The sequence below is a fragment of the Nocardia sp. NPDC050718 genome (assembly GCF_040654235.1).
Taxonomy (GTDB): Bacteria; Actinomycetota; Actinomycetes; order Mycobacteriales; family Mycobacteriaceae; genus Nocardia.
This window is the reverse complement of record NZ_JBFAHQ010000001.1, coordinates 1,829,265-1,851,688: the sequence shown is the minus strand read 5'-3', so window position 1 is coordinate 1,851,688 and position 22,424 is coordinate 1,829,265. Positions and strand designations below refer to the sequence as shown.

15 protein-coding genes and 1 pseudogene are annotated in these 22,424 nt (G+C 70.9%); 8 read left to right on the top strand and 8 right to left on the bottom strand.

What is annotated here, in order from left to right:
- Nucleotides 1-358: 358 nt before the first annotated feature.
- Both AB0H54_RS08380 and AB0H54_RS08375 read left to right on the top strand, forming a co-directional pair.
- A pseudogene (locus AB0H54_RS08380) lies at nucleotides 359-1,960 on the top strand (arabinosyltransferase domain-containing protein); the annotation flags it as partial.
- A gap of 294 nt (nucleotides 1,961-2,254) precedes the next feature.
- Entirely contained in the window at nucleotides 2,255-3,835 is a 1,581-nt protein-coding gene (locus AB0H54_RS08375; RefSeq protein WP_357344265.1) for an arabinosyltransferase C-terminal domain-containing protein, read from the top strand.
- A gap of 64 nt (nucleotides 3,836-3,899) precedes the next feature.
- On the opposite strand, the gene AB0H54_RS08370 is transcribed toward AB0H54_RS08375, so the two are convergent.
- The 3 genes from AB0H54_RS08370 to AB0H54_RS08360 all read right to left on the bottom strand — a co-directional run bounded on the left by AB0H54_RS08370 (nucleotide 3,900) and on the right by AB0H54_RS08360 (nucleotide 7,819).
- Nucleotides 3,900-4,985, bottom strand: coding sequence for an alpha/beta hydrolase-fold protein (locus AB0H54_RS08370; protein WP_357344263.1), 1,086 nt, complete (start codon nucleotides 4,983-4,985; stop codon nucleotides 3,900-3,902).
- A 243-nt stretch (nucleotides 4,986-5,228) separates the two neighbouring features.
- Nucleotides 5,229-6,887 carry a serine/threonine-protein kinase gene (locus tag AB0H54_RS08365; protein ID WP_357344261.1) on the bottom strand — a complete coding sequence of 553 codons (1,659 nt, stop codon included), beginning with the start codon at nucleotides 6,885-6,887 and terminating at the stop codon, nucleotides 5,229-5,231.
- A gap of 62 nt (nucleotides 6,888-6,949) precedes the next feature.
- Nucleotides 6,950-7,819, bottom strand: coding sequence for a PHB depolymerase family esterase (locus tag AB0H54_RS08360; protein ID WP_357343782.1), 870 nt, complete (start codon nucleotides 7,817-7,819; stop codon nucleotides 6,950-6,952).
- 110 nt (nucleotides 7,820-7,929) lie between these two features.
- Between AB0H54_RS08360 and AB0H54_RS08355 the strand changes: the two genes are divergently transcribed.
- On the top strand, nucleotides 7,930-9,066 hold the full coding sequence (locus tag AB0H54_RS08355) for a metallophosphoesterase (RefSeq protein WP_357343780.1): 1,137 nt from the start codon (nucleotides 7,930-7,932) through the stop codon (nucleotides 9,064-9,066).
- Here AB0H54_RS08355 and AB0H54_RS08350 read toward each other — a convergent pair.
- Together AB0H54_RS08350 and AB0H54_RS08345 are read right to left on the bottom strand one after the other, a co-directional pair.
- Nucleotides 9,063-9,749, bottom strand: coding sequence for an LppP/LprE family lipoprotein (locus tag AB0H54_RS08350; protein ID WP_357343778.1), 687 nt, complete (start codon nucleotides 9,747-9,749; stop codon nucleotides 9,063-9,065). The two genes, AB0H54_RS08355 and AB0H54_RS08350, sit on opposite strands and share 4 nt — an antisense overlap.
- A 252-nt stretch (nucleotides 9,750-10,001) precedes the next feature.
- A complete protein-coding gene (locus AB0H54_RS08345) occupies nucleotides 10,002-10,472 on the bottom strand; it encodes a hypothetical protein (protein ID WP_355282927.1) in 471 nt (156 codons plus the stop codon).
- A 146-nt stretch (nucleotides 10,473-10,618) separates the two neighbouring features.
- Between AB0H54_RS08345 and AB0H54_RS08340 the strand changes: the two genes are divergently transcribed.
- The 3 genes from AB0H54_RS08340 to AB0H54_RS08330 all read left to right on the top strand — a co-directional run bounded on the left by AB0H54_RS08340 (nucleotide 10,619) and on the right by AB0H54_RS08330 (nucleotide 15,303).
- Nucleotides 10,619-10,981 carry a PadR family transcriptional regulator gene (locus AB0H54_RS08340; protein ID WP_357343776.1) on the top strand — a complete coding sequence of 121 codons (363 nt, stop codon included), beginning with the start codon at nucleotides 10,619-10,621 and terminating at the stop codon, nucleotides 10,979-10,981.
- Nucleotides 10,981-12,327, top strand: a complete 1,347-nt coding sequence (locus AB0H54_RS08335) for a permease prefix domain 1-containing protein (RefSeq protein WP_357343774.1) — start codon at nucleotides 10,981-10,983, stop codon at nucleotides 12,325-12,327. Before AB0H54_RS08340 ends, AB0H54_RS08335 begins: the two co-directional genes overlap by 1 nt.
- A gap of 78 nt (nucleotides 12,328-12,405) precedes the next feature.
- Entirely contained in the window at nucleotides 12,406-15,303 is a 2,898-nt protein-coding gene (locus tag AB0H54_RS08330; protein ID WP_357343772.1) for a UPF0182 family protein, read from the top strand.
- A 15-nt stretch (nucleotides 15,304-15,318) separates the two neighbouring features.
- On the opposite strand, the gene AB0H54_RS08325 is transcribed toward AB0H54_RS08330, so the two are convergent.
- Nucleotides 15,319-15,702, bottom strand: coding sequence for a DUF1304 domain-containing protein (locus AB0H54_RS08325; protein WP_357343770.1), 384 nt, complete (start codon nucleotides 15,700-15,702; stop codon nucleotides 15,319-15,321).
- A gap of 132 nt (nucleotides 15,703-15,834) precedes the next feature.
- Between AB0H54_RS08325 and AB0H54_RS08320 the strand changes: the two genes are divergently transcribed.
- Together AB0H54_RS08320 and AB0H54_RS08315 are read left to right on the top strand one after the other, a co-directional pair.
- A complete protein-coding gene (locus AB0H54_RS08320) occupies nucleotides 15,835-17,211 on the top strand; it encodes a 3' terminal RNA ribose 2'-O-methyltransferase Hen1 (protein ID WP_357343768.1) in 1,377 nt (458 codons plus the stop codon).
- A 3-nt stretch (nucleotides 17,212-17,214) separates the two neighbouring features.
- Complete coding sequence (locus tag AB0H54_RS08315; protein ID WP_357343766.1) at nucleotides 17,215-19,740, top strand: polynucleotide kinase-phosphatase; 2,526 nt, start codon at nucleotides 17,215-17,217, stop codon at nucleotides 19,738-19,740.
- Nucleotides 19,741-19,776: 36 nt separating this feature from the next.
- Here AB0H54_RS08315 and AB0H54_RS08310 read toward each other — a convergent pair whose 3' ends face one another.
- Nucleotides 19,777-20,799: an acyl-CoA desaturase gene (locus tag AB0H54_RS08310; RefSeq protein WP_357343764.1), complete on the bottom strand. Its 1,023-nt coding sequence runs from the start codon at nucleotides 20,797-20,799 to the stop codon at nucleotides 19,777-19,779.
- A gap of 61 nt (nucleotides 20,800-20,860) precedes the next feature.
- Complete coding sequence (locus AB0H54_RS08305) at nucleotides 20,861-22,336, bottom strand: MFS transporter (protein ID WP_357343762.1); 1,476 nt, start codon at nucleotides 22,334-22,336, stop codon at nucleotides 20,861-20,863.
- Nucleotides 22,337-22,424 lie beyond the last annotated feature (88 nt).

Below are 22,424 nucleotides of genomic sequence, written 5' to 3'. Positions count from 1 at the left end.
GGGCGTATCCGCCGGGACTGCCCCCGCACCCGAGGCGCCGCCGTCCGGCGCACCCGGGGGATCAGCGCCAGGTCCTGGCGCACCGCCTTCAGGCGCTCCGGCCGGATCAGGCCTCGCCGGTCCGGGCGCGCCTTCCGGCGCCTCTGCCGGGGCGACACCCGCGCCCGCCGCTCCGCCGTCCGGCACGCCCGCTGGATCAGCACCAGGTCCGGGCGCACCCTCAGGCGCTCCCGCCGGAGCTGCGCCCGCGGGGCCCGGCGGGACGAACCAGCCGACCGGGTCACCCGGCGCATCACCGTCCACGAGGGAGCAGGGTGGTGGAAATCCCGGGGGCGCAACGCAGAACGGGCAATCGGCGGGATGCGGTGCGCTGACTGTCGTTTCGACGGCGTCGGGGACGACCGCCGAGCTCACCGGGTTGAGCAAGGCCGATGGGTCGCCGCTGCGGACCACCATCGATGGCGATGTGCGTCCGCAGCTGGTCGGGGTCTACACCGAGCTGGATCGGGGGCGGGCGGGGGACGCGCGGCTGCATGCCGAGATCGATGCGCGGTTCTCGTCGAGTCCGAGCGGGTGGAAGCTGGCGGCGATCCTCGGGGCGGTGCTGTGCACGCTCATCGCGCTGATCTGTTTGCATCGCGGTGATATTCGCGACGGGCGGCGGGCGCGGCGCGTGCTGCCCGCGCGCTGGTGGCGCTGCACCGGTCTGGACGCGACGGTCGCGGGCACGCTGGTGGTCTGGCATGTGATCGGCGCGAACAGCTCCGACGACGGCTACATCCTGACCATGGCGCGCGCCTCCAAGGAGGCCGGGTACACCGCCAACTACTACCGGTGGTTCCAGGTCGCCGAGGCACCGTTCGGCTGGCCCTACGAGGTGCTCGCGCAGCTGACCCGGATCAGCGAAGCCGGGCTGTGGATGCGCCTGCCCGCGCTGCTGGCCGGACTGGTGTGCTGGCTGGTGCTCAGCCGGGAAGTGCTGCCGCGCCTGGGTTCCCGCGTCGCCGCGAGCACCGCGGCCCGCTGGACCGCGGCCCTGGTGTTCCTGTCGCTGTGGCTGCCCTACAACAACGGCCTGCGCCCGGAACCGCTGATCGCGGTCGGCGCGCTGCTCACCTGGTGCTCGATGGAGCGAGCCATCGCCACCCGCAGGCTGCTGCCCGCCGCCGTCGCGGTGGCGATCGCGGCCTTCTCCCTCGCCGCGGGCCCGACCGGCCTCATCTGCCTGGCCGCCCTGCTGGCCGGTTCGCGGCCGGTGCTCCGCACGGTCATCGCGCGCGCCACCACGGATTCGGGCCCCGCGCTGCTGCGCTACGCCGCCGTGCTGGCGCCGATCGCCGCCGCGGGCGTCCTCGTGCTCGTCGTGGTCTTCGCCGACCAGACGCTCGCGACGGTGCTGGAAGCCACCCGCGTCCGCCAGCTCGTCGGCCCCGACATGTCCTGGTTCGAGGAGCGCACCCGCTGGGATTCCCTGCTGTCGGTGAACCCCGACGGTTCCCTGGCCCGGCGCTTCGGCGTGCTGGCCATGCTGCTGTCCCTGGCCGTCGGCATCCTGGTGACCCTGCGCCGCGGCGGTCGCATCCCGTCGACCGCCCGCGGCCCGGTCACCCGCGTTCTCGCGATGACCTTCCTCGCGCTGCCGCTGATGATGTTCACCCCCACCAAGTGGACCCACCACTTCGGCGTCTACGCCGGTCTCGCGGGTGCGCTGGCCGCGGTCACCGCTGTCGCGTTGAGCCGCAGCGTCATTCGGGCGCCCTACCTCCGCACCCTGTTCGCGGCGGCCGTCCTGTTCCTGCTCGCCGTCTGCTTCACCGGCTCCAACGGCTACTGGTACGTCTCCGGCTACGGTGTCCCCTGGCCGGACCGCGCCCCGACCCTCGCCGGCATCGAGGTCTCCACCCTCTTCCTCGCCGCCACCGGCCTGACCCTGCTGCTCGCCCTCTGGCAGTACTACCGCGCCACCCCCGAAACCACCTCGCCCCGAACAACATCCAACGATGGCCACCTGCCGCGCACTCCCGCCGAAACCGCGGCCATCGAGTCCACGGGCGAGGCCGCGACCGCGACCGCGACCGCGACGCAGCCTGAGTCCGATACCGGGGCAGTGGACACGAAGCGGCCCGGAACCGATAGCGACACCACGAAGCTGCGCGGAGCTGACACAGAGGCCACCGGCACGAAGCAGCTCGGTACCGATACTGATGAGACGGCTACGAAGCAGCCAGGAACCGAGACCGGCGCGACGGCCACAATGCAGCCCGGAACCGAGACCGACACGACGAGCACGAAACGGCCCGGAACCGATAGCGGGGCCGCCGACATACAGCAGCCAGGAACCGAAGCCGAGGCCGCGGGCACGCCCAGGGGCGCCGGACGGTTCCGGTTGCCGGTGGTCGCGCCCCTCACTCTCGCCGCGGCGGCGATGGTGCTGTTCGACGTGGGATCGCTGGCGACCGCTGCCGTCGCGCAGTACCCCGCCTATTCGGTCGCGCTGTCGAACCTGCGGACGATGACCGGGAACTCCTGCGCGATGGCCGACGCCGTCCTGGTAGAAACCAACACGGCCGACTCACTGCTGACCCCCTACACCGGCACCGTCGCCGACGGCCTGTCCGTCGAGAACACCGGCTTCACCCCGAACGGCCTCGGCAGCCTCGCCCCCGATCCGGGCCCCGGCCAATCCTCGGCACCCCCATCGGGCTCCGGCCCCGCCCCCGGCGGCCCTGGTGGCGCAGGTCCCGGCGGCGGCGCAGGCCCCGGCGGTAGCGCAGTTCCCGGCGGCGCAGGCCCCAGCGGCTCGGCTCCCAACGGTCCCGGCAACACCACGGGCGGTTCGGGCTCCACCACCGGCGGACCCGGCCAGAGCACTCCTGGCGGTTCTGCCCAGACAGGTCCGGGCGGATCGCCGGGCGGCACAGGTGGATCAACGCCCGGCGGCACGACCCCTGGTGGCACGCCCCCCGGCGGTCCCGGTGGACCCGCTTCCGGCGGACCCGGCTCCACCCCCGGCGTGAACGGCAGCACCGCCGCCCTCCCCTTCGGTCTCGTCCCCGAACGCACCCCGGTCCTGGGCAGCTACTCCACCGGCGCACCGCAACGCACCCAGCTGACCACCCAGTGGTATCGCCTGGATCTCACTGCCGCTCAGCAGGATTCGGCGTACCGGGTGCTGATCCTCACCGTGGCGGGCCGCATCGAATCCGTGGCTCCCGACGGCAGTCCGCTGCCCGGGCAGCGGCTGCGGGTCGAGTTCGCCCACGCGGCGAACGGAACCTTCACCCCCACCGGTGAACTCACCCCGCCCACGGTCGGTGGCGCACCGGGCTGGCGGAACCTGCCGATCGACCTGGATGAGATCCCCGCCGGAACCACGGCGGTCCGGCTCGTCGCGGCGGCGGGCGAACCGGATCCGATGCAGTGGCTAGCGGTCACGCCCCCGCGCCTGCCGAAACTCTCGTCGCTGAACACCGTGGTCGGCACCACGGATCCGGTGCTCGGGGATTTCCATGTGGGACTGGCCTTCCCGTGCCAGCGACCGTTCGACCACAAGGCCGGGGTCGCGGAGCTGCCGATCTGGCGGATCCAGCCGGACAAGCTCAACGCGCAGGTCTCCGAGACCTGGCAGGGCGATACCGGCGGCGGCCCGCTGGGCTGGACCGGTCTGCTCATGCGGTCGCGCACCATCCCCGCCTACCTCGCCGAGGACTGGACCCGGGACTGGGGCGAACTCCAGCGCCTCACCCGCCTGGTCGCCGCACCACCGGCGGAGATCACCGTCCGCGTCGGCGACACCTGGGGCTGGACGAACGAAAGCCCCATCAGGACACGCTGATCCGGCACAAATGAAACCGCCGTTGCCTCCATGGAGGCAACGGCGGTTTCGCGCAGGGAAGAGACTACTTCGGCGGCTCGCCCGCGGGCGGCTGACCACCGGCGGGCGGCTGACCACCCGGCGCACCGGCCGGCGGTTCCCCACCGGCGGGCGGCGCGCCCGCGGGCAGCGGCTTGCCGATATTGCGCGCCATATCCGGCATCAACCGGATGGCGACCTGCTCCCAGGTGCCCCAGTTGTGGATGCCGATATCGGGGAAGTCGTAGCTGACGTTCGTATAACCCAGTGCGGTGATCCGCTTTTCGAACGAGCGGGTGTTGGCCAGCGCGATCGCCTCGAGCGGCATGCCCTGGGTGATCGCGTCGATCGAGGACAGGTCCTGATCGGCGGGCTTGGCGCTGCCCGCGGAGATGTAGAGGCGGGTGTTGTTGGCGATCAGCTTCTCGGCGAACCCGTAGGGGTCCATCCGCTTCCACTTCTCACTGCCCGCGGGCGCCATCGCCTCGATGTTGTAGCCGCCGCTGGCGATCATCGCCCCGGCCAGCGCCTCGCGCATGCCCGGCATCGACATGTGCAGATAGCCCGACAGCGATCCGGCGTAGACGAACTGCTCGGGGTGGTAGGCCGCCATCAGCAGGGCCGCGCTGCCACCGCTGGACAGCCCGACCACGCCGTTGCGGGTGTCGCTGAAGCCCAGCCGGGACTTCAGCGCGTCCGGCAGGGTCTCGGTGATGAAGGTTTCCCACTGATAGGTGTTGGTCTTGCCCTGGGTGTCTTCCCAGCCGCCGATGGCCGACCCGGAGTCGGCGCTGGGCAGCAGGGAACCGTCGGGGTTGACGCCGTTGAAGCTGCTCGGCTGGTCCCAGTCGGCGTAGAAGCTGGACTGGCCGCCGACCGGCATCACGACATTGATGTTGAACTTGGCGATCTGGGCGGGGATCGAGGTGTGCTTCTCCCAGCCGTTCAGGTCGTCCTCGGCGCGTTCACCGTCGAGCAGGTAGACCACCCGGTCGGTGTTGCCGTCGGCCGCCCGCACGATGCGGGTGTTGATGGTGCCCATCGAGGAATCGACCGGGAAATCGATCGCCGACGGATCGGCGTCGGCCGCCGCCGGCCCGACCGCGGCCACCGACGCGCCGAACGGCAGCATGGCGGCCACCGCGGCACCCGCCAGGAGTCTGCTCGTGCGGTGTCGGCGCCCCTGCGCCCCTCCCACAGTTACGCCACGCATGATCGTGTTCGGACCTTTCCGTTGTGCGGCCACGCCGCTCCCCACTCCACCCGCCCGCGGCGCGACAGCCTGCGGACGGATCCTGCCGGGCAGCATAGCGCGCCCCCGATCCGAGGGGCACATCGAAAACCGATGTGACGCAGTTCTCTTCGGCTCGCACGCTCACCCGGTGGCGTCGACGCGGGAGATACAGAATCCGTCGGTGCCGTGGTCGAGCGTCAGATACACCTGCTTCGCGGCGCCATCGGCGCTGGTCACCGGCGCGCTGACGGTGACGACCGAGCCGGTCGAACCACGCACGGTGAGCGCCTTGTCGTCGAAGCGCCGCACCCCCGACAGCGCGGTGCCCGGCTGGGCGCCGGTGCACAGCAGCGGATAGTCGGGCTCGACGTCGGCCGGGTTCACCGGATAGCCGACCACCCGGCTCAGATAGCGCTCGACGGTGTAGCGGGCCTGTTCGTCGGTGAGCCGGGTCGCCGCCCGGTCGCTGACGATCGGGCAGCCGTAGCCGGAGCGCAGCTCGCTGGGCCGCAAGCTCACCTTCAGCACGTCGTTCTGCCAGTACGGACCGAACTGGCCGAGGATGCCGGGGCGGCGCACCGCGTCGGTGATCTGGTCGACGTCGCCGTACATGCGCGGGATCTCGACGGGTGATTGGGTCCAGCACTTGCGGATCAGCGCGTCGGTATCGCCTGCCCGCACGTCGTCGAGCCAGGGGCGCAGCACCGTCGCCGCGGTCGGGCTGTCGGGGACCGCGCCGATCTGTGCAGCCTGCGTCGGGCCCGGCGCGTTCGAATCACCCGACGAGACACGGTCTTTGGCGGTGAGCACGGCGATCGCGGTCAGCCCGGCGACGGCGGCGGCCGCACCGACGCCGACCAGGATCGCCCGCGCCCGCGACCGCGGCTTGCCCGGCGGCGCCGGCAGTTCGGCCGACCGCGACACCAGCGTCTCCGCCGACAGCGGGGTGTCGGGCATCGTCCCGGCCAGCGCCGCCACCGCCGCGTCGGCGAGCGCGCCACAGGAGGCGAACCGGTCGCGCGGATTCTTCGCCATGGCGCGCGCGATCACCGCGTCCATGGCGGGCGGCAGCGCCGGGTTGCCCGCCGACGGGCGCGGCGGCGCCTCGATCAGGTGCGCGCTGATCATCGCGGCCGGACTGTCGCGCTGGAACGGAACGAAGCCGGTGAGCAGCTCGTAGAGGGTGCCGCCGAGCGCGTACACATCGGTGCGGACGTCGAGCGGATCACCTTCGAGCTGCTCGGGCGCCGCGTAGGCCAGGGTGCCCAGCACCGAGCCCGCCGAGGTGAGGCTGGTCGTCTCGCCCATGCTGCGGGCGATCCCGAAATCGGTGACCAGCACCTCGTCGGCGCCGTCGTCGGCGCGGGCGATCAGCAGGTTGGCCGGTTTGATGTCGCGATGCAGCAGTCCCTGCCGGTGCGCGTAGTCCAGGCCTTTGGCCGCTTCGACGACAATTCGCACCGCGCGCGCGGGCGTGAGGATCGCCAGGCCGTGGCGCAGCAGCTGGGCCGCGTCGAGACCGTCGACGAACTGCATGGCGATCCACAACCGGTCGCCGTCGACGCCACGATCGAAGATCTGCACCACGTTCGGATGCCGCAGGCGCGCGGCCAGATCGGCTTCCCGTTCGAAGCGCGCCCGGAAGGTCGGTTCCACCGCGAGCCGCGCGTCGAGCACCTTCAGCGCGTCGTGGCGCGGCAGCCGGGGATGTCGCGCCAGATAGACCGCGCCCATGCCCCCACCGCCGAGCCTGCGTTCGATGCGATACCCCGCGAGGCTCGCCCCCGGCCCGAACTCCATCACCCGGTCAGGCTATCGGCTGGGCCCCGGCGCTGCCGCCGGTCGGATCACGCTGCGCCGGTTCATCGGTGGTGCGCGGCGAAGAAGTCCCAGATCACCCGGGTCGCGTCGAGCGCGCCGCGCTCGTCGGCCCCGGGCCACCGGTGCCCGGCGCCCGCCACGGTGACGAGGTCGACCGCGCGTCCGTCGCGGCAGGTGGCGCGCAGGGTGGTCACCCGATCGCTCGAGGTGGACACCGGTGCCGCGCACTCGTCGACCGTCCGCCAGAACCCGTTCAGCTCCGGCACCGACGGCCCGTCGATCCGCGCGACGCCGCTGCCCGGCGCACCGTCGTAGCGGATGTTCTCGTCGTCGGTGCCGTGCACATGGATCACCGAGACCGGGTCGGGCTGCGCGCAGTCGCCGAGCTGGGTGCCCGCGACCGCGCCGACGGCGGCGGCGAGCGTGGTGCGGCACGCCATCGCGTACGCCATCATGGCGCCGTTGCTCATCCCGGTGAAGTAGATCCGCGCGCGGTCGATCGGCAGGGCGCGGGCGATCTCGTCGACCATCGCGGTCAGGAAGCCCACGTCGTCGACGCCGGTGCGGCCGGGGTTCCCACAGCAGCCGCCACCGGCGTTCCACGCCCGGCCGACACCGTCGGGATAGGCGACGACGAACCCTTCGGCATCGGCCACCGCGTCCCAGCCGACGCCGCGCTGCGCCAGCTCGCCGGTACCGAGTCCGCCGTGCAGCATCACCACCAGCGGAGCGGGCTCGGACAGTGTGGCGGGCCGATAGACGCGATAGCTGCGGGTACCGCCGTCGTGCCCGAGTTCGTGCAGCGAGGTGCCCGCGGTCGTCGCGACCCCCGGATCGTCGCGGAGCAGCACAATGCCCGCGACGAGCAGTACCACCGTGACAGCCGCTGCGGCGAGTGTGGCGATCCGCATGGCACCAGTGAACCGGTCGACGCGCCGCCGGGCAACGGGGCGGCGCTAGTGTGGATGATCTATTCGTGGCCGCGACCGCACCCGGCGGCCCTGCGCAGGACGGGACCGGAGTGAGATTCGCTGTACGCCTGATGTTGATGCTGCTGATTCCGGCCGTGCTGTTCGCGCTGCCCTGGTGGACGCTGGTCGCGGCGCCCACCGGCGGCACCGGCCCGCTGTTCTGGGCCGGGACCGCGGTGTGTGTCCTCGGCTACCTGTGCCTGCCCGCCGCGATGTTCCTCGGCCACGGACCGGCCCAGTCCGATCCGGCGGTGATCGTCGGCGACACCCTGCTCGGGGTGCTGTGGGTGGTGTTCTCGTGGTCGGTGCTCGGCGTCTTCGTGCGGGGCGGGCTGGCCGTCGCCGGGGTGGAGGGCCTGCTCGCCGCGCGGATCGTGGCGCTCGGCGTGCTGGCGGTCTCGGTCGCGCTGGTCGCCTGGGGTGTCTACGAGGCGCGCCGGGTGCCGCGGGTCCGCACCGTCGACGTCGCCATCCGCGGCCTGGCCGACGGCCTGGACGGACTGCGCGTCGTGGTCGTCACCGACACCCACTACGCGGCGCTCGACCGGCAGCGCTGGTCCGAGCGGGTGGTCGATGTGGTCAATGCCCAGCGCCCCGATATCGCCTGCCACGCGGGTGATCTCGCGGACGGTTCGGTGGTGAAGCGGCGCGCTCAGGTCGACCCGCTGGCCCGCGTCGAGGCCCCGCTCGGCCGCTTCTACATCACCGGCAACCACGAGTACTTCGGTGACGCGCAGGGCTGGATCGACCACATGGCCTCGCTCGGCTGGCAGCCGCTGCACAACGCCCACCGGACCGTCGACCGCGACGGTGCTCGCCTGGTCGTCGCCGGGATCGACGACCCCACCGGCGCCGGTCTGCCCGGCCACGGTCCCGACCTGCCCGCCGCGCTGGCAGGCGCCGACCCCGCGCTGCCGGTGGTGCTGCTGGCCCATCAGCCCAAGCAGATCACCGACAGCGCCGCGGCGGGCGTGGCGCTGCAGATCTCCGGGCACACCCACGGCGGGCAGATCTGGCCGTTCCACTACCTGGTCCGGCTGGATCAGCCGGTGGTCGCCGGCCTGAGCAGGCACGCGAACAACACCCAGCTCTACACCAGTCGCGGCACCGGTTTCTGGGGTCCGCAGCTGCGGGTGTTCGCGCCCAGCGAGATCACGGTACTGGTGCTGCACCCCGAACCGGTTTAGCGGTGCGGCTGGGTCACTTCCTTCGGCAGCGGCCCGCTCATGACGACATTCGAGCCGTTCCAGGTGTAGTGGATCGCCACCGGACCGCCCTGCGGCGCGGCGAAGGGCTCGTCGCCCGCGAGCCACTTGTACTCGACCGTCACGGTGGTGTCGGTGTAGCCGACCACCGAGGTGAACGCGTACGCCTCGGATGTGGCTGTGCCCAGCCACTTCCCGTCGTGGAAGAACAGCACGTGGATCGGCGCCCCCGCGGAGTTGCCGCCGACCGCGCGCACCCACAGCAGCTGGGCGCACTGGCCCGGTAGGTCCGCCGACGCCTGCTGGGCGACCCAGGTGCCGTCGAGGCGCGCCAGCGCGTTCCGCACCCCGGTCGACTGGGGATCGATGCAGCGGCCCGGTCCGCTGATGTCGTCGGCCGGTTGCGGTTTCGTGGTGCCGGGGGCCGCGGTGACGGGCGGCGCTTCGGTCACCACCGGTGCCTGGGTCCCGCCGGACGACCCGTTCCCACCCGGCGCCTCGGTCGCCCGCGGCTGCTCGCCCGGCGTCTGCGGCGCGCTCGCGGCGACCGTGGTCGTCGCCCGGCTCGTCGACGGCGAAGCGGCCGAACCGTTCTCCGCGTTACAACCTGCCACCGCCGCCGCGGCGATGGCGATCAGCGCGCTCATCCGAACTGCGTTCTTCATGGTTCTCGACTCCTCGTCCGCCGCGCCGGTCGCGCGTTCTGCTGACTCCATCGGGACCCTGAACAGCCCTGTTAGGCGAAAATCGGCGATCATCACCCTAGGGTGCGAAATCATCACCCTTGCTAAGGAAATCCCGGGGCGAAGCCGAAATGCTGTGCGGCGGACAGTGACCGAGCCGGGTCGCCGCCACGCACAGCTCCGGCCGGGGGCGCAGCGCACCCCCGGCCGGAGTCGGGTCGATCAGATGCCGGATCAGACGATGTCGGTGGTCCCCGAACAGGTCACGACCGGCACCGGCACGGGTCCGGTGTTGACGACCGACAGGTCGATGCGCACCGGCCCGGTCCCGGTCGGCACGTCGGTGAAGTACACCGTGCCGCCGGTGCCGAAGAACGACGAGATGTTCGTGTGCCCGGTCAGCGAGCCCGACGCCCCGGTGGCCAGGTTGGTCCAGGTCAGCGTGGGATGGGTCTGATAGCCCCAGATGCTGGCACCGGAATGCACCGTGAACGACGGCAGCCCCGACTGGTCGTACAGGTAGGAGACGATCACCTGGTTGCTGTAGGGCACATCGACGATATTCGGACTCAGCCCGAGGCAGTTGATGCCGACCAGGCTGCTCGGCAGCGCGTTCGCCGCCCCGGCGCCCGCGACCATCGTCCCCGCCACCACCGCTACGCCCGCCGCGAGACCGGCGATCGTGGACCTCACTCGCATAGTCATACAGATCCTTCCACTCGTGTCGTATCACCCCCGTATCCGACCGGGACGCCACATTGTTACCGAACGAAAGCATCCTTCGAGGTCCGACACGCGCCATACCTAGGTCTGCTAGGTTATGACCTAGCGGTTCTAGGTATAGGAGTGCGATGCGGATCGACAAAGACCTGGTGGCGGCCTCGGCAACCCCACTGGTTCTCGGGATTCTCGCCGAGGGCGAGTCATACGGGTACGCGATTCTGGAGCAGGTGAACCACCTGTCCCGGGGCCGCATGCAGTGGACCGACGGCATGCTCTACCCCCTGCTGCACCGCCTGGAACGGCAGGGCCACGTGACCTCGGCCTGGCGCACCGCCGACAGCGGGCGACGGCGCAAGCACTACCTGATCACCGAGTCGGGCCGGGCCGCCCTCGCCGAGCGACGCGCGCAGTGGGCCGTCGTCGCCGAGGCGCTCGACCAGGTCTGGCGCGACGCCACGACCCGCCCCATCGTCGCGAAAGGATGGGCGTGATGGACGCCGAGACGCAACTCCAGGCCAATATCGAGCAGTGGCGCGGCTACGTCCAGCGCCACCGCGCGATCTCGATCGCCGACGTCGACGAGATGGAAGACCATCTGCGCGAACAGGTCTCGTCCCTCCAGGACGCCGGACTGGACGCGGACGAGGCGTTCCTGGTCGCGGTGAAGCGGATGGGCAGCCTGGACGCCCTGTCCCGCGAGTTCGCGCTCGAGCATTCCGAAAGACTCTGGAAGCAACTGGTACTGGTCCCCGCCGAGTCCGACACGACCGGACGGCAGCGCACTCGGGAACTGGTGGTCGTCTTGGCGCTCGCGGTCGGCGCGGCCCTGTCGCTGAAGGCCGGCTTCGCCTGGCTGCACGGGTCGGCCGTCGGCGTCAACGCCGCGCTGCTCGTACTCCCCTTCCTCGCCGCGTATTTCGCGTGGAAGCGACAGGTGACGGCACGGGTCGCGGTCGCGCTGGCCGTGCCGTTCGTGCTCGTCGCCCTGGTACTGAACCTGTATCCCTTCGAGCCCGAGGGCGCGACCGAGGTGATCGCCGCGATCCACGCACCGATCGCGCTGTGGTTCGTGATCGGCCTGGCGTATGTCGGCGGTGACTGGCGATCGGACCGGCGCCGCATGGATTTCATCCGGTTCACCGGCGAATGGTTCGTCTACCTGACCCTGCTGGCCCTGGGCGGCGGCGTGCTGATCGGGTTGACGGTCGGCGCGTTCGGCACGCTGGATCTGGATATCGAACCGGTCATCGAGGACTGGGTGCTGCCGTTCGGCGTCGCGGGCGCGGTGATCGTCGCGGCCTGGCTGGTCGAGGCCAAGCAGAACGTCGTGGAGAACATCGCGCCCGTGCTCACCCGGGTGTTCACCCCGCTGACCATCCTCATGCTGGTGGCCCTGCTCGCCGCGTTCGCGACGACCCGCAGCGTGATCGACGTCGACCGCACCCTGCTCATCCTGATGGACCTGATCCTGGTGCTGGTCCTGGGCCTGCTGCTGTACTCGATCTCGGCGCGCGACCCGCTGGCCCCGCCCGGCTTCTTCGACCGGGTGCAGCTGGTGCTGGTGCTGTGCGCCCTCGCCGTCGACGTGGTCATGCTGACCGCCATGCTCACCCGCATCGCCGAGTTCGGGTCATCGCCGAACAAGGTCGTCGCGCTCGGGCTGAATGTCGTGCTGCTGGTGAACCTGGCGTGGTCGGTCCGGCTCGGCCTCGGATTCCTGCGCGGCCGACAGGGATTCGCCGACCTGGAACGCTGGCAGACCCGCTATCTGCCCGTGTACGGGGTCTGGGCCGCCTTCGTCGTGGTCACCGTTCCCCCCGTCTTCGACTTCGTCTGAGGCCGCAGCCCCGCGAGTAGACTCGGGGAATGCACGCGGCGCCGGCGTGCCCGGCGCCGCGGTCCACGGGAGTGGCGGATGAGCGCTGGTGACGGGTCCGAGCGGATACCGAGGAAGTGGCGACTGCTGCTGACGGCAGTCGCGGTGGCCTTTCTGTCCCTGCTGCTCGTGCCCCGGCTGATCGGCGTCTACGTCAACTGGCTGTGGTTCGGCGAGGTCGGCTATCGCAGCGTGTGGTCGACGGTGCTGCTCACCCGGCTCACGCTGTTCGTCGTGATCGCGACGATCCTCGGCGGCGCCCTGTTCACGGCCCTGTGGCTGGCCTACCGGTCCCGCCCGGCCTTCTTCCCCGGCGGGCGCGACGACGACCCGATCACGCCCTACCGCACCGTGGTGGGCCGCCATCCGCTGCGATTCGGGCTCGGCATCGCCGCGGTCTTCGGCCTGATCTGTGGGCTGGCCGGACAGTCACGATGGCAGACGGTGCAGCTGTTCCTGCGCGGCGGATCCTTCGGCGAGCGCGACCCCCAGTTCGATCTCGACGTGGGGTTCTACGTCTTCGACCTGCCGTTCTACCGGCTCGTGCTCAGCTGGCTGTTCGTCATCGTGTTCGTCGCGTTCCTGGCCTGCCTGGCGACCCACTATCTGTTCGGCGGGGTGCGGTTGTCCGGGAAGTCGATCGGGATCACGGTCGCGGCCCGCTGCCAGCTCGCGGTGCTGGCCGGGCTGTTCTTCGTGCTGAAGGCGGGCGCGTACTGGCTGGACCGCTACGCCCTGCTGTCGAGCGGGCGGCGGGAGCCGACCTTCGCCGGCGCGGGCTACACCGACATCAACGCCGTGCTGCCCGCCCGCTTCATCATGTTCGCCATCGCGCTGATCTGCGCCGCCGCGGTGTTCTCCGCGGTGGTGGTGCGCGATCTGCGGGTGCCCGCGATGGCCGCCACCCTGCTGTTGCTGTCGTCGATCGTGGCGGGCGGGGTGTGGCCGCTGATCGTCGAGCAGTTCTCGGTGCGCCCCAACGCCGCCGACCTGGAGAGCCCCTACATCGAGCGCAATATCGCCGCGACCAGGCAGGCCTACGGCATCGGGGAGGATCGGGTGCGCTACCAGCCCTATCCCGGCGTCGGCACCGCGCCGCCGCCGGAGGTCCCCGCCGACGCCACCACGATCGCCAACCTGCGCCTGCTCGACCCGCACGTGCTCTCGCGCACCTTCACCCAGCAGCAGCAGCTCAAGAACTTCTACAGCTTCCCCGACAACCTGGACCTGGACCGCTACCGCATCGACGGACAGCTGCGCGACTACGTGGTCACCGCCAGGGAACTCACCCCCGCCGCGCTCAGCGGCAACCAGGGGCACTGGGTCAATCGGCACACCGTCTACACCCACGGGGACGGGTTCGTCGCCGCCCCGGCGAACCGGGTCAACGCGGCGGTCGTCGACGCGGCGAGCGACAGCGCCGCGGGCAACAGCGGCTACCCGATCTACGCGGTCAGCGATATCGCCACCCAGCACGCCGGGAACCAGGTGATCCCGGTCGAGCAGCCCCGGATCTACTACGGCGAGGTGATCGCCAGGGGCGATCCGGACTACGCCATCGTCGGCGGCGGCACCGAACCGCGCGAATACGACACCGACAGCACCAAATACACCTACGCGGGCAAGGGCGGTGTCCCGATCGGGAACTGGCTGAACCGGCTCGCCTTCGCCACCGTCTACACCGAACGCAACATCGTGTTCTCGACGGCGATCGGCGCCGATTCCAAGATCATCTTCCACCGCGATCCGGGCGACCGGGTCGAGCGGGTCGCGCCCTGGCTGACCATCGACAACAATCCCTATCCCGCCGTCGTCGGCGGCCGCATCGTCTGGATCGTGGACGCCTACACCACGATCGACGGCTACCCCTACGCCGCGCGCAGCTCGCTCGAGGCCCTGTCCGTCGGCGAGGACCAGGGGCTGCGGGAGCCCGGGGAGATCTCCTACATCCGCAACTCGGTCAAGGCCACCGTCGACGCCTACGACGGCACGGTGACGCTGTACCAGGTCGACGAGCAGGACCCGATCCTGGCCGCCTGGATGCGGGTCTTCCCCGGCACCGTCCAGCCACCGTCGGCGATCGGCGACGAGCTGCGCGCCCACTTCCGTTACCCCGAGGACCTTTTCGTCATCCAGCGCGACATGCTCGCTCGCTACCACGTGGACGAACCGCGAGAGTTCTTCACCAACAACGCGTTCTGGTCGGTGCCCAGCGACCCGACCGTCGAGAGCAACCCGCACCAGGCCCCGTTCTACGTGCTGGTCGGCGACCCCGGCACCGCCGACGCCTCGTTCCGGCTGGCCGGTGCGATGGTCGGCTTCCGGCGAGAGTTCCTCTCCGCCTACATCTCCGTGCATTCCGACCCGGAGAACTACGGCGAGTTCAGCATTCTCCAGCTGCCCACCGACACCCTCACCCAGGGCCCGCAGCAGATCCAGAACTCGATGATCTCCGATACCAGGGTGGCCTCCGAACGCACCCTGCTGGAACGCTCCAACCGCATCCAGTACGGCAACCTGCTCACCCTGCCGATCGCCGACGGCGGCGTGCTGTACGTGGAACCGCTGTTCACCGAACGGATCTCGACGGCGCCCAACGGGTCGACGTTCCCGCAGCTGGCCCGCGTGCTGGTGAGCTACCGCGAACCCGGCACCGGCGGCGTCCGGGTCGGCTACGCGCCGACCCTGGCCGAGGCCCTCGACCAGGTCTACGGCCCGGCCACCGGCGATCTCGCCACCGCGCCCGGCGGCGGCCCCGGCGCCCCGCCGCCCCCTGGCCGTCGTCCGCCGGCGCAGGCCCCGCCGCCACCGTCGGCCACCGAAGCGCCGCTGGCTGAGGAAGCCATCGCCCGCATCGAAGCCGAACTCGAGGCGGCCAGGGCCGCGCTGGAACGGCTCGAACAGCAGCTCGGCATCCTGCGCGGTCCCGGGCGGTGACCACGCGCACCCGGCTCAGAGCCGGGCAAGCACCAGTGCGGCACAACCGATCAGCGGCGGCACCAGCTGGATGAGCGCGGCCCGCGCCTTGTCCGGCGACGACACCAGCAGCACCACCCCCGCCGCCACCATCGACCCGGCGCCGGCCAGCACCAGGGCCAGCCCGATCCCGGCGTCGCCGAACGCGGTGAACCCCATGCCGACCGCGGCCACGATCGCGAGAAACAGGTTGTAGAACCCCTGATTGAACGCCATCTCCCTGGTCGCCTCGGCCTGCTCCGCCGTGATCCCGAACGTCGCCCTGGTCCGCGGCGTAGTCCACTGCAGCGACTCCATCACGAAGATGTACCCGTGCAACAGCACGGCGATCCCGACGAACACCAACGCCACCGCCGTCATCGCGCCACCTTCCGACCGGCCCGGCCCACACCGAGCTCGCCGCGATTATCACCCACCACCGCACCGCCGACCGGGTCGCCGGGCCGGTTCTCGCCCCGGAAAACCACTGGCCCGCCATGACAGGATCGGTGTGTGCTGTTGACGATCTCCACCACCCACACCCCCGCGACCGATCTCGGGTACCTGCTGGTCAAACACCCCGACCGGGTGCAGTCCTTCGCGACGACCGGTGGCACGGCACATGTCTTCTACCCGCAGTCCGACCCCGACCGCTGCACGGTGGCGCTGCTGCTCGAGGTGGACCCGGTGGAGCTGGCGCGTCCGGCCAAGGGCCACCACGGCTTCGCCCTCGGCCGCTATGTCAACGACCGGCCCTACGTGGCGTCGAGCCTGCTGGCGGTGGCGCTGGGCAAGGTGTTCCGGTCGGCGCTCAACGGGACGAGCCGGGACCGCGCCGAGCTGGCGGCGACCGCCATCCCGTTGGAGATCGATGTGCCCGCCGTCCCGTGCCGGGGCGGCGCCGACCTCGTCGAGCGCCTGTTCGCGCCGCTGGGCTGGACCGTCGCCACGGCGACCGCGCCGCTGGACCCGGAGTTCCCGGACTGGGGCGAGTCACCGTATGTCCACCTCCGGCTGACCGGCACGCTGCGCCTGTCCGTCGCGCTGAACCACCTCTACGTCCTGCTCCCGGTGCTCGACGACGCCAAGCACTACTGGGTGTCCGAAGACGAGGTCGACAAGCTGCTGCGCGCGGGCGACGGCTGGCTCGGCGAACACCCGGAGCGGGAGCTGATCGCCCGCCGGTACCTGGCCGGGCGCCGCTCGCTCACCCAGACCGCACTGGAACGCCTGCGCTCGGTGGACGACCAGGTCGACGACGCGACGTCCGACACCGAACCCGCCGAACGCCGAACGCCGCTGGTCCAGCTGCGCAAGGAAGCCGTCCTGGCCGCCCTCGCCGAGACCGGCGCCACCCGCGTCCTCGATCTCGGCTGTGGCCCCGGCGCGTTGCTGCTGGCGCTGGAGGCCGACCACCGCTACACCGAGATCGTCGGCGCCGATGTCTCCAGCGCGGCGCTGAGCATCGCCGAACGCCGCCTGCGCTTCGACCGGATGTCGGATCGGCAGCGCGCCCGGATCTCGGTGCTCCAGTCGGCGCTGACCTACCACGACGACCGGCTGCGCGGCTTCGACGCCGCAATCCTCATGGAGGTGATCGAGCACGTCGACGAGGCGCGCCTGCCCGCGCTCGAACGCGCCGTCTTCGGGCACGCCGCACCCGGCGCCGTCATCGTGACGACGCCGAACGTCGAGTACAACGCCCGCTACGAGACGCTCGACGGACACCGCCACGACGATCACCGATTCGAGTGGACCCGTGCGGAATTCGCCGCCTGGACCGCCCGCGTCGCCGCCGCGTTCGGCTACACGGCCGAGCTCCGTCCCGTCGGCGACCTCGACGCCGACCTCGGCGCCCCCACCCAGCTCGCGCTCTTCCGGAAGGCCTGACCCATGCACATCGACCTTCCCGAACTGTCCCTGGTGGCGCTGATCGGCATCTCCGGTTCCGGCAAGTCCACCTTCGCCCGCGAGCACTTCGCGCCCACCGAGGTGCTGTCGTCGGACTTCTTCCGCGGCATGGTCGCCGACGACGAGAACGACCAGTCCGCGACCGCGGACGCCTTCGACGCGCTCGGCCACATCGCCGGGATCCGGTTGCGCGCCGGGCGACGGGTCGTCGTCGACGCGACGAATGTGCAGAAGCACGCGCGAGCCGCCTTGGTCGCGCTCGCACGGTCTTTCGATGTGCTGCCGGTCGCGATCGTGATCGATACGCCCGAGGCCGTCGCGTGGGAGCGGACCAAGGATCGCGACGACCGCGACTTCGGCCGCCAGGTGCTGCGGCGGCAGAGCCAGGACCTGCGCCGATCGCTGCGGCACCTCGGCCGCGAGGGTTTCCGCAAGGTGCACGTCGTCACCGATCCGGCCGATGTCACCATCACCTACGAGCGGGCCTGGAACGACCGCCGCGAGCTCACCGGGCCGTTCGACATCATCGGCGACGTGCACGGCTGCCGGTCCGAATTGGAAAGTCTGCTGGGCGAACTCGGCTGGCAGTTGATCCGGGACGAGGCGGGCCGGGCCGTCGACGCCACCCACCCGGCGGGCCGGCGAGCGGTGTTCGTCGGTGATCTCGTCGATCGCGGTCCCGACTCCCCCGGTGTGCTGCGGCTGGTGATGGGGATGACCGCGAGCGGTGCCGCGCTGTGCGTTCCGGGCAATCACGAGCAGAAGCTGCTCAGGAAGCTGCGCGGGCGCGATGTCACCGTGTCGCACGGGCTGGCCGAGACGCTGGAGCAGCTGGCGGCCGAGCCGCCGGAGTTCGTCGAGTCCGCCGCTCGGTGGATCGACGAGCTGGTCAGTCACCTGCGACTCGACGGCGGGCGGCTGGTGGTGGCGCACGCCGGACTCAAGCAGGAGTACCACGGCCGGGCCTCCAGCCGCGTCCGCGACTTCTGCCTCTACGGCGAATCCACCGGTGAGACGGACGAATACGGGCTGCCGGTGCGGTATCCGTGGGCGCGCGACTATCGCGGCTCGGCCATGGTCGTCTACGGCCACGTGCCGACCCCGAAGGTGGAGTGGATCAACAACACCGTCTGCCTGGACACCGGCGTGGTGTTCGGCGGCGAGCTGACCGCGCTGCGCTACCCGGAGAAGACGTTCGTGGCCGTGCCCGCCGAGCGGGTGCACTACGCGCCGGTGAAGCCGCTGGGCGACGCCGGTGCCGCCCGCGCCGGTGACACCCTCGATCTCGCCGATGTCACCGGTCGCAGGCACCTGCGCACCGACTACGGCACCGTGCTGGTCGAGGCCGAGAACGCCGCCGCCGCACTGGAGGTGATGAGCCGCTTCGCCATCGATCCGCGGCTGCTGCTGTGGCTGCCGCCGACCATGTCGCCGCCGTCGACCTCGACGGTCGAGGGCTACCTCGAATACCCCACCGAGGCGTTCGCCGACTATCGCGCGGCGGGCGTCGACCGGGTGGTGTGCGAGGAGAAGCACATGGGCTCGCGCGCGGTCGTGATCGTCTGCCGCGATCAGGCGACGGCGGCCGACCGTTTCGGCGTCACCGACGGCTGCTCCGGCGCGGTCTACACCCGCACCGGCCGGTCGTTCTTCACCGACGCGGCACTGACCGAAGCGCTGCTCGCGCGCGTCTGTGCCGCCGCCGCACCGCTTTTCGACGAATTCGACACCGGCTGGCTGCTCCTGGATTGCGAGCTCCTGCCGTGGTCGGCCAAGGCGGGCGGGCTGATCCGCACCCAGTACGCGGCGATGGGCGCGGCCGCGCGGGCGGCCCTGCCCGCGGCGGTCGACGCCCTGGACGCCGGTCTGGCCCGTGGCCTCGACCTCGGTGAGCTGCGGGCCCGCACCGCCGCGCGCGCGGACACCGCGGCCGACTTCACCGCCGCCTACCGGCGATACTGCTGGCCGACCACCGACCTCGACGGTCTCCGGATCGCGCCCTTTGCGCTGCTCGCGGCCGAGGGCGCGAGTTTCGCCGGGCGCGACCACGGCTGGCACCTCGATGTCTGCGATCGCCTCGTGGCCGCCGACCCGGAGACGTTCCGGCACACCGAACGCCGGGTCGTCGACCTGTCCGATCCGGTTGCCGAGGCCGAGGCCACCGCCTGGTGGCTGGCGCTGACCGAGGCGGGCGGCGAGGGCATGGTCATCAAGCCGTACGCCGGGCCGGGGCACCGGGCCAAGGGCAAGCTAGTCCAGCCCGGGATCAAATGCCGTGGCCGCGAATACCTTCGGATCATCTACGGTCCCGACTACACGGTGCCCGAACACCTCGAGCGCCTGCGCGACCGGACCCTGAGCCGCAAGCGTGGTCTCGCGATGCGCGAACACGGACTCGGGCTCGCGGCGCTCGACGCCGTGGCCGCCGGCGAGCCGCTGTGGCGCGTGCACGAACTGGTGTTCGCGATCCTGGCGGTGGAGTCCGAGCCCACCGACCCCCGGCTCTGATCGGCGCGGCCGCCCGCGCCGATCGGGTGCGGGCGGCTAGCCGACGAGGTCGACCTGGCGGCCGACCTCGTCCAGGTGGCCCAGGGCCTGGGCGTAGGACTCGAGCAGGGAGGTCTCGCAGTACGGGACACCGATCTCGGCGCAGAAGTCCGCGACGACGGGCTGGGCTCGGTGCAGGTGGGAGCGCGGCATGGACGGGAACAGATGGTGTTCGATCTGGTAGTTCAGGCCGCCCAGCGCCGTGTCGACGAGGAAGCCGCCGCGGACATTGCGGGAGGTGAGGACCTGGCGACGGAGGAAGTCGGTGTTGTCGCCCTCGGGCAGAACCTCCATCCCCTTGTGATTGGGGGCGAAGGTGCAGCCCATGTAGAGACCGAACAGTCCCTGCTGAACGGCGATGAACACCAACGCCTTCCCCGGTGAGAGCACCAGGAAGACCGTGCCCAGGTACGCGCCCGCGTGCGCGGCCAGCAGCAGGCCCTCGGTCACCCGGTTCGGGATCGGCCAGCGGAAGACCGCACGCACGCTGGCGAAGTGCAGACTGCCGCCCTCGAGCAGCAGCATCGGGAAGAACAGCCAGGCCTGATACCGGAAGACGAAGCGCCGCCAGCCTTTTCCGGCCCTGGCCCGCTCCGCGGAGAACGCCAGGACACCCATGGCGTCGGGATCGGCGCCCTCGGTGTTGGGGTGGGCGTGGTGGCGATTGTGATTGCTGGTCCACCAGCCGATGCTCAGCCCGATGGCGAGGTTGCCCGCGATCAGGCCGTACAGGTAGTTGGCGCGGCGGCCCGCGAAGATCTGCTTGTGTCCCGCGTCGTGCCCGAGGAACGCGATCTGCGCGAACACCGCGGCCAGGAACACCCCGATCCCCAACGCCCACCAGGAATCTCCGACCGCGACGAGCGCCGCCCACCCGCCGACGAACGCCGCCGCGGTGAGCGCGCTCTTCCACCCGTAGTACCGCAGGTCACGGTCCAGCAGGCCGGCCGCCCTGATCCGGCGCAACAAGATCGAATACTCGCTGCCGCGCACCGGGGCGACATCAGAAACAGCTACCACCGCACCAGCATGACGGATCCAGGCCACCGCCAGGTGAACTCGGCGCATCTGCCGGGATGGACTAGGTCACGTCGGAGCGGGACCGGCCGGTATCCAGCGCCGTGAACGCCGCCGCGGCCAGGATCAGCACCGCCGACACCACCAGGGCCACGTCCAGCCCGTGATGGAAGGCCACCTTGCCCTCGTTGAGCACCTCCGACACCTTCGACAGGTACTTCAGGTACGGCCCGATGTCGACGCCTTCGGGAATGCGACCGCGCTCCACCGCCTGGATGGCGTCGGGCTGCAACGAGGTGGGCAGGCCCAATGCGTCCATCTTCTTCTTCAGATCCGCGGTGAGGAACGAGCTCACCAGCACACCGAGCACGGCGACACCGAACGCCGAGCCGACCTGGCGCATCGTATTGGTCACCGCGGCCGCCATGCCCGAATGCTCCGCCGGAACACCCGACATCACCGCCGAGGTCAGCGGCACCACCGCGATACCGAAGCCGAGCCCGGCCACGCCCATCGCCGCGGCGATCCACGGATCGTGCAGCGTCCCCGACAGCGCCTGGCGGGTCAGCAGGATGCCGCCCGCGCCCAGCACGCACCCGAGGATCATCGGGACGCGTGCCCCGCGCCGCGACACCCAGTAGCCCGCCACCAGCGAGCCGATCACGATCGTCACGGCCATCGGCACGAAGACCGCCGCCGTGCGCGCGGCCGAATACGACTGCATCACCTGCAGATACAGCGCGGTGAAGAAGAAGATCGAGAAGATGCCGAAGTAGACGGCGAAGGCGACCACCAGCGCGCTGCGCACCGCGGGCACCTTCAGGTACCGGAAGTCGAGCAGCGGTGCGCGCACCCGTTTCTCGACGACCACGAACGCGATCAGCGCGGCACCGCCGAGCGCGAACAGTCCCAGCACCGACGGCGAGGTGTAGCCCCGGTCCTGGCCGACGGTCGCGGCGTAGACCAGCGCGCCGAACGCCGTCGCGCTGAGCACGGCACCGGCCCAATCGACGGGCTCCTGCCGCGGATCGGAACTCTCCGGGACCGCCCACAGCGCGACGATCATCGCCACCGCGCCGATCACCAGGTTGAACCAGAAGATCGACCGCCATCCGTACAGGTCGACCAGCACACCGCCGAGCACCGGTCCCGCCGCCAGCGCGAGGCCGGACACCGCCGCCCACACGCCGACCGCCTTGGCCCGCGAGCGTTCACCGGGGAAGATGTGGCGCAGCACCGACAGGGTGCCCGGCTCCGAGGCCGCGGCGCCGAGGCCCATGATCGCGCGACCCGCGATGAGCAGCGCGACGCTGCTCGCGAGCGCGGAGACCACCGATCCGGCGCAGAAGATCACCAGGCCGACGATCATGACCTTCTTGCGCCCCCACCGGTCGCCGAGCGATCCGCCCGCCAACATCAGTCCGGCGAAGACCACCGTGTAGGCGTTGACCACCCACTGCAGCAGGGTCACATCGGTACTCAACTCACGTCGGATATCGCCGAGCGCAACGCTGACCACGGTGGTGTCCAAGAAGGTCACGAACACCACTGCCACGACTGCTGCCAGAGCGACTCCCGGCCGCGCCGGTGTCCCCGGCGCTGTGTCCATCGGTCTCACGGGCACAGGT

Excerpts from the sequence above, each read along its gene's own strand:
- AB0H54_RS08375 (WP_357344265.1), top strand. The coding sequence starts at position 2,255 with ATGCAGCCCGGAACCGAGACCGACACGACGAGCACGAAACGGCCCGGA.
- AB0H54_RS08360 (WP_357343782.1), bottom strand. The coding sequence starts at position 7,819 with ATGCGGATCGCCACACTCGCCGCAGCGGCTGTCACGGTGGTACTGCTC.
- AB0H54_RS08370 (WP_357344263.1), bottom strand. The coding sequence starts at position 4,985 with ATGCTGCCGTTCGGCGCGTCGGTGGCCGCGGTCGGGCCGGCGGCGGCC.
- AB0H54_RS08325 (WP_357343770.1), bottom strand. The coding sequence starts at position 15,702 with ATGACGGCGGTGGCGTTGGTGTTCGTCGGGATCGCCGTGCTGTTGCAC.
- AB0H54_RS08335 (WP_357343774.1), top strand. The coding sequence starts at position 10,981 with ATGGACGCCGAGACGCAACTCCAGGCCAATATCGAGCAGTGGCGCGGC.
- AB0H54_RS08345 (WP_355282927.1), bottom strand. The coding sequence starts at position 10,472 with ATGACTATGCGAGTGAGGTCCACGATCGCCGGTCTCGCGGCGGGCGTA.
- AB0H54_RS08340 (WP_357343776.1), top strand. The coding sequence starts at position 10,619 with ATGCGGATCGACAAAGACCTGGTGGCGGCCTCGGCAACCCCACTGGTT.
- AB0H54_RS08350 (WP_357343778.1), bottom strand. The coding sequence starts at position 9,749 with ATGAAGAACGCAGTTCGGATGAGCGCGCTGATCGCCATCGCCGCGGCG.
- AB0H54_RS08365 (WP_357344261.1), bottom strand. The coding sequence starts at position 6,887 with ATGGAGTTCGGGCCGGGGGCGAGCCTCGCGGGGTATCGCATCGAACGC.
- AB0H54_RS08330 (WP_357343772.1), top strand. The coding sequence starts at position 12,406 with ATGAGCGCTGGTGACGGGTCCGAGCGGATACCGAGGAAGTGGCGACTG.
- AB0H54_RS08315 (WP_357343766.1), top strand. The coding sequence starts at position 17,215 with ATGCACATCGACCTTCCCGAACTGTCCCTGGTGGCGCTGATCGGCATC.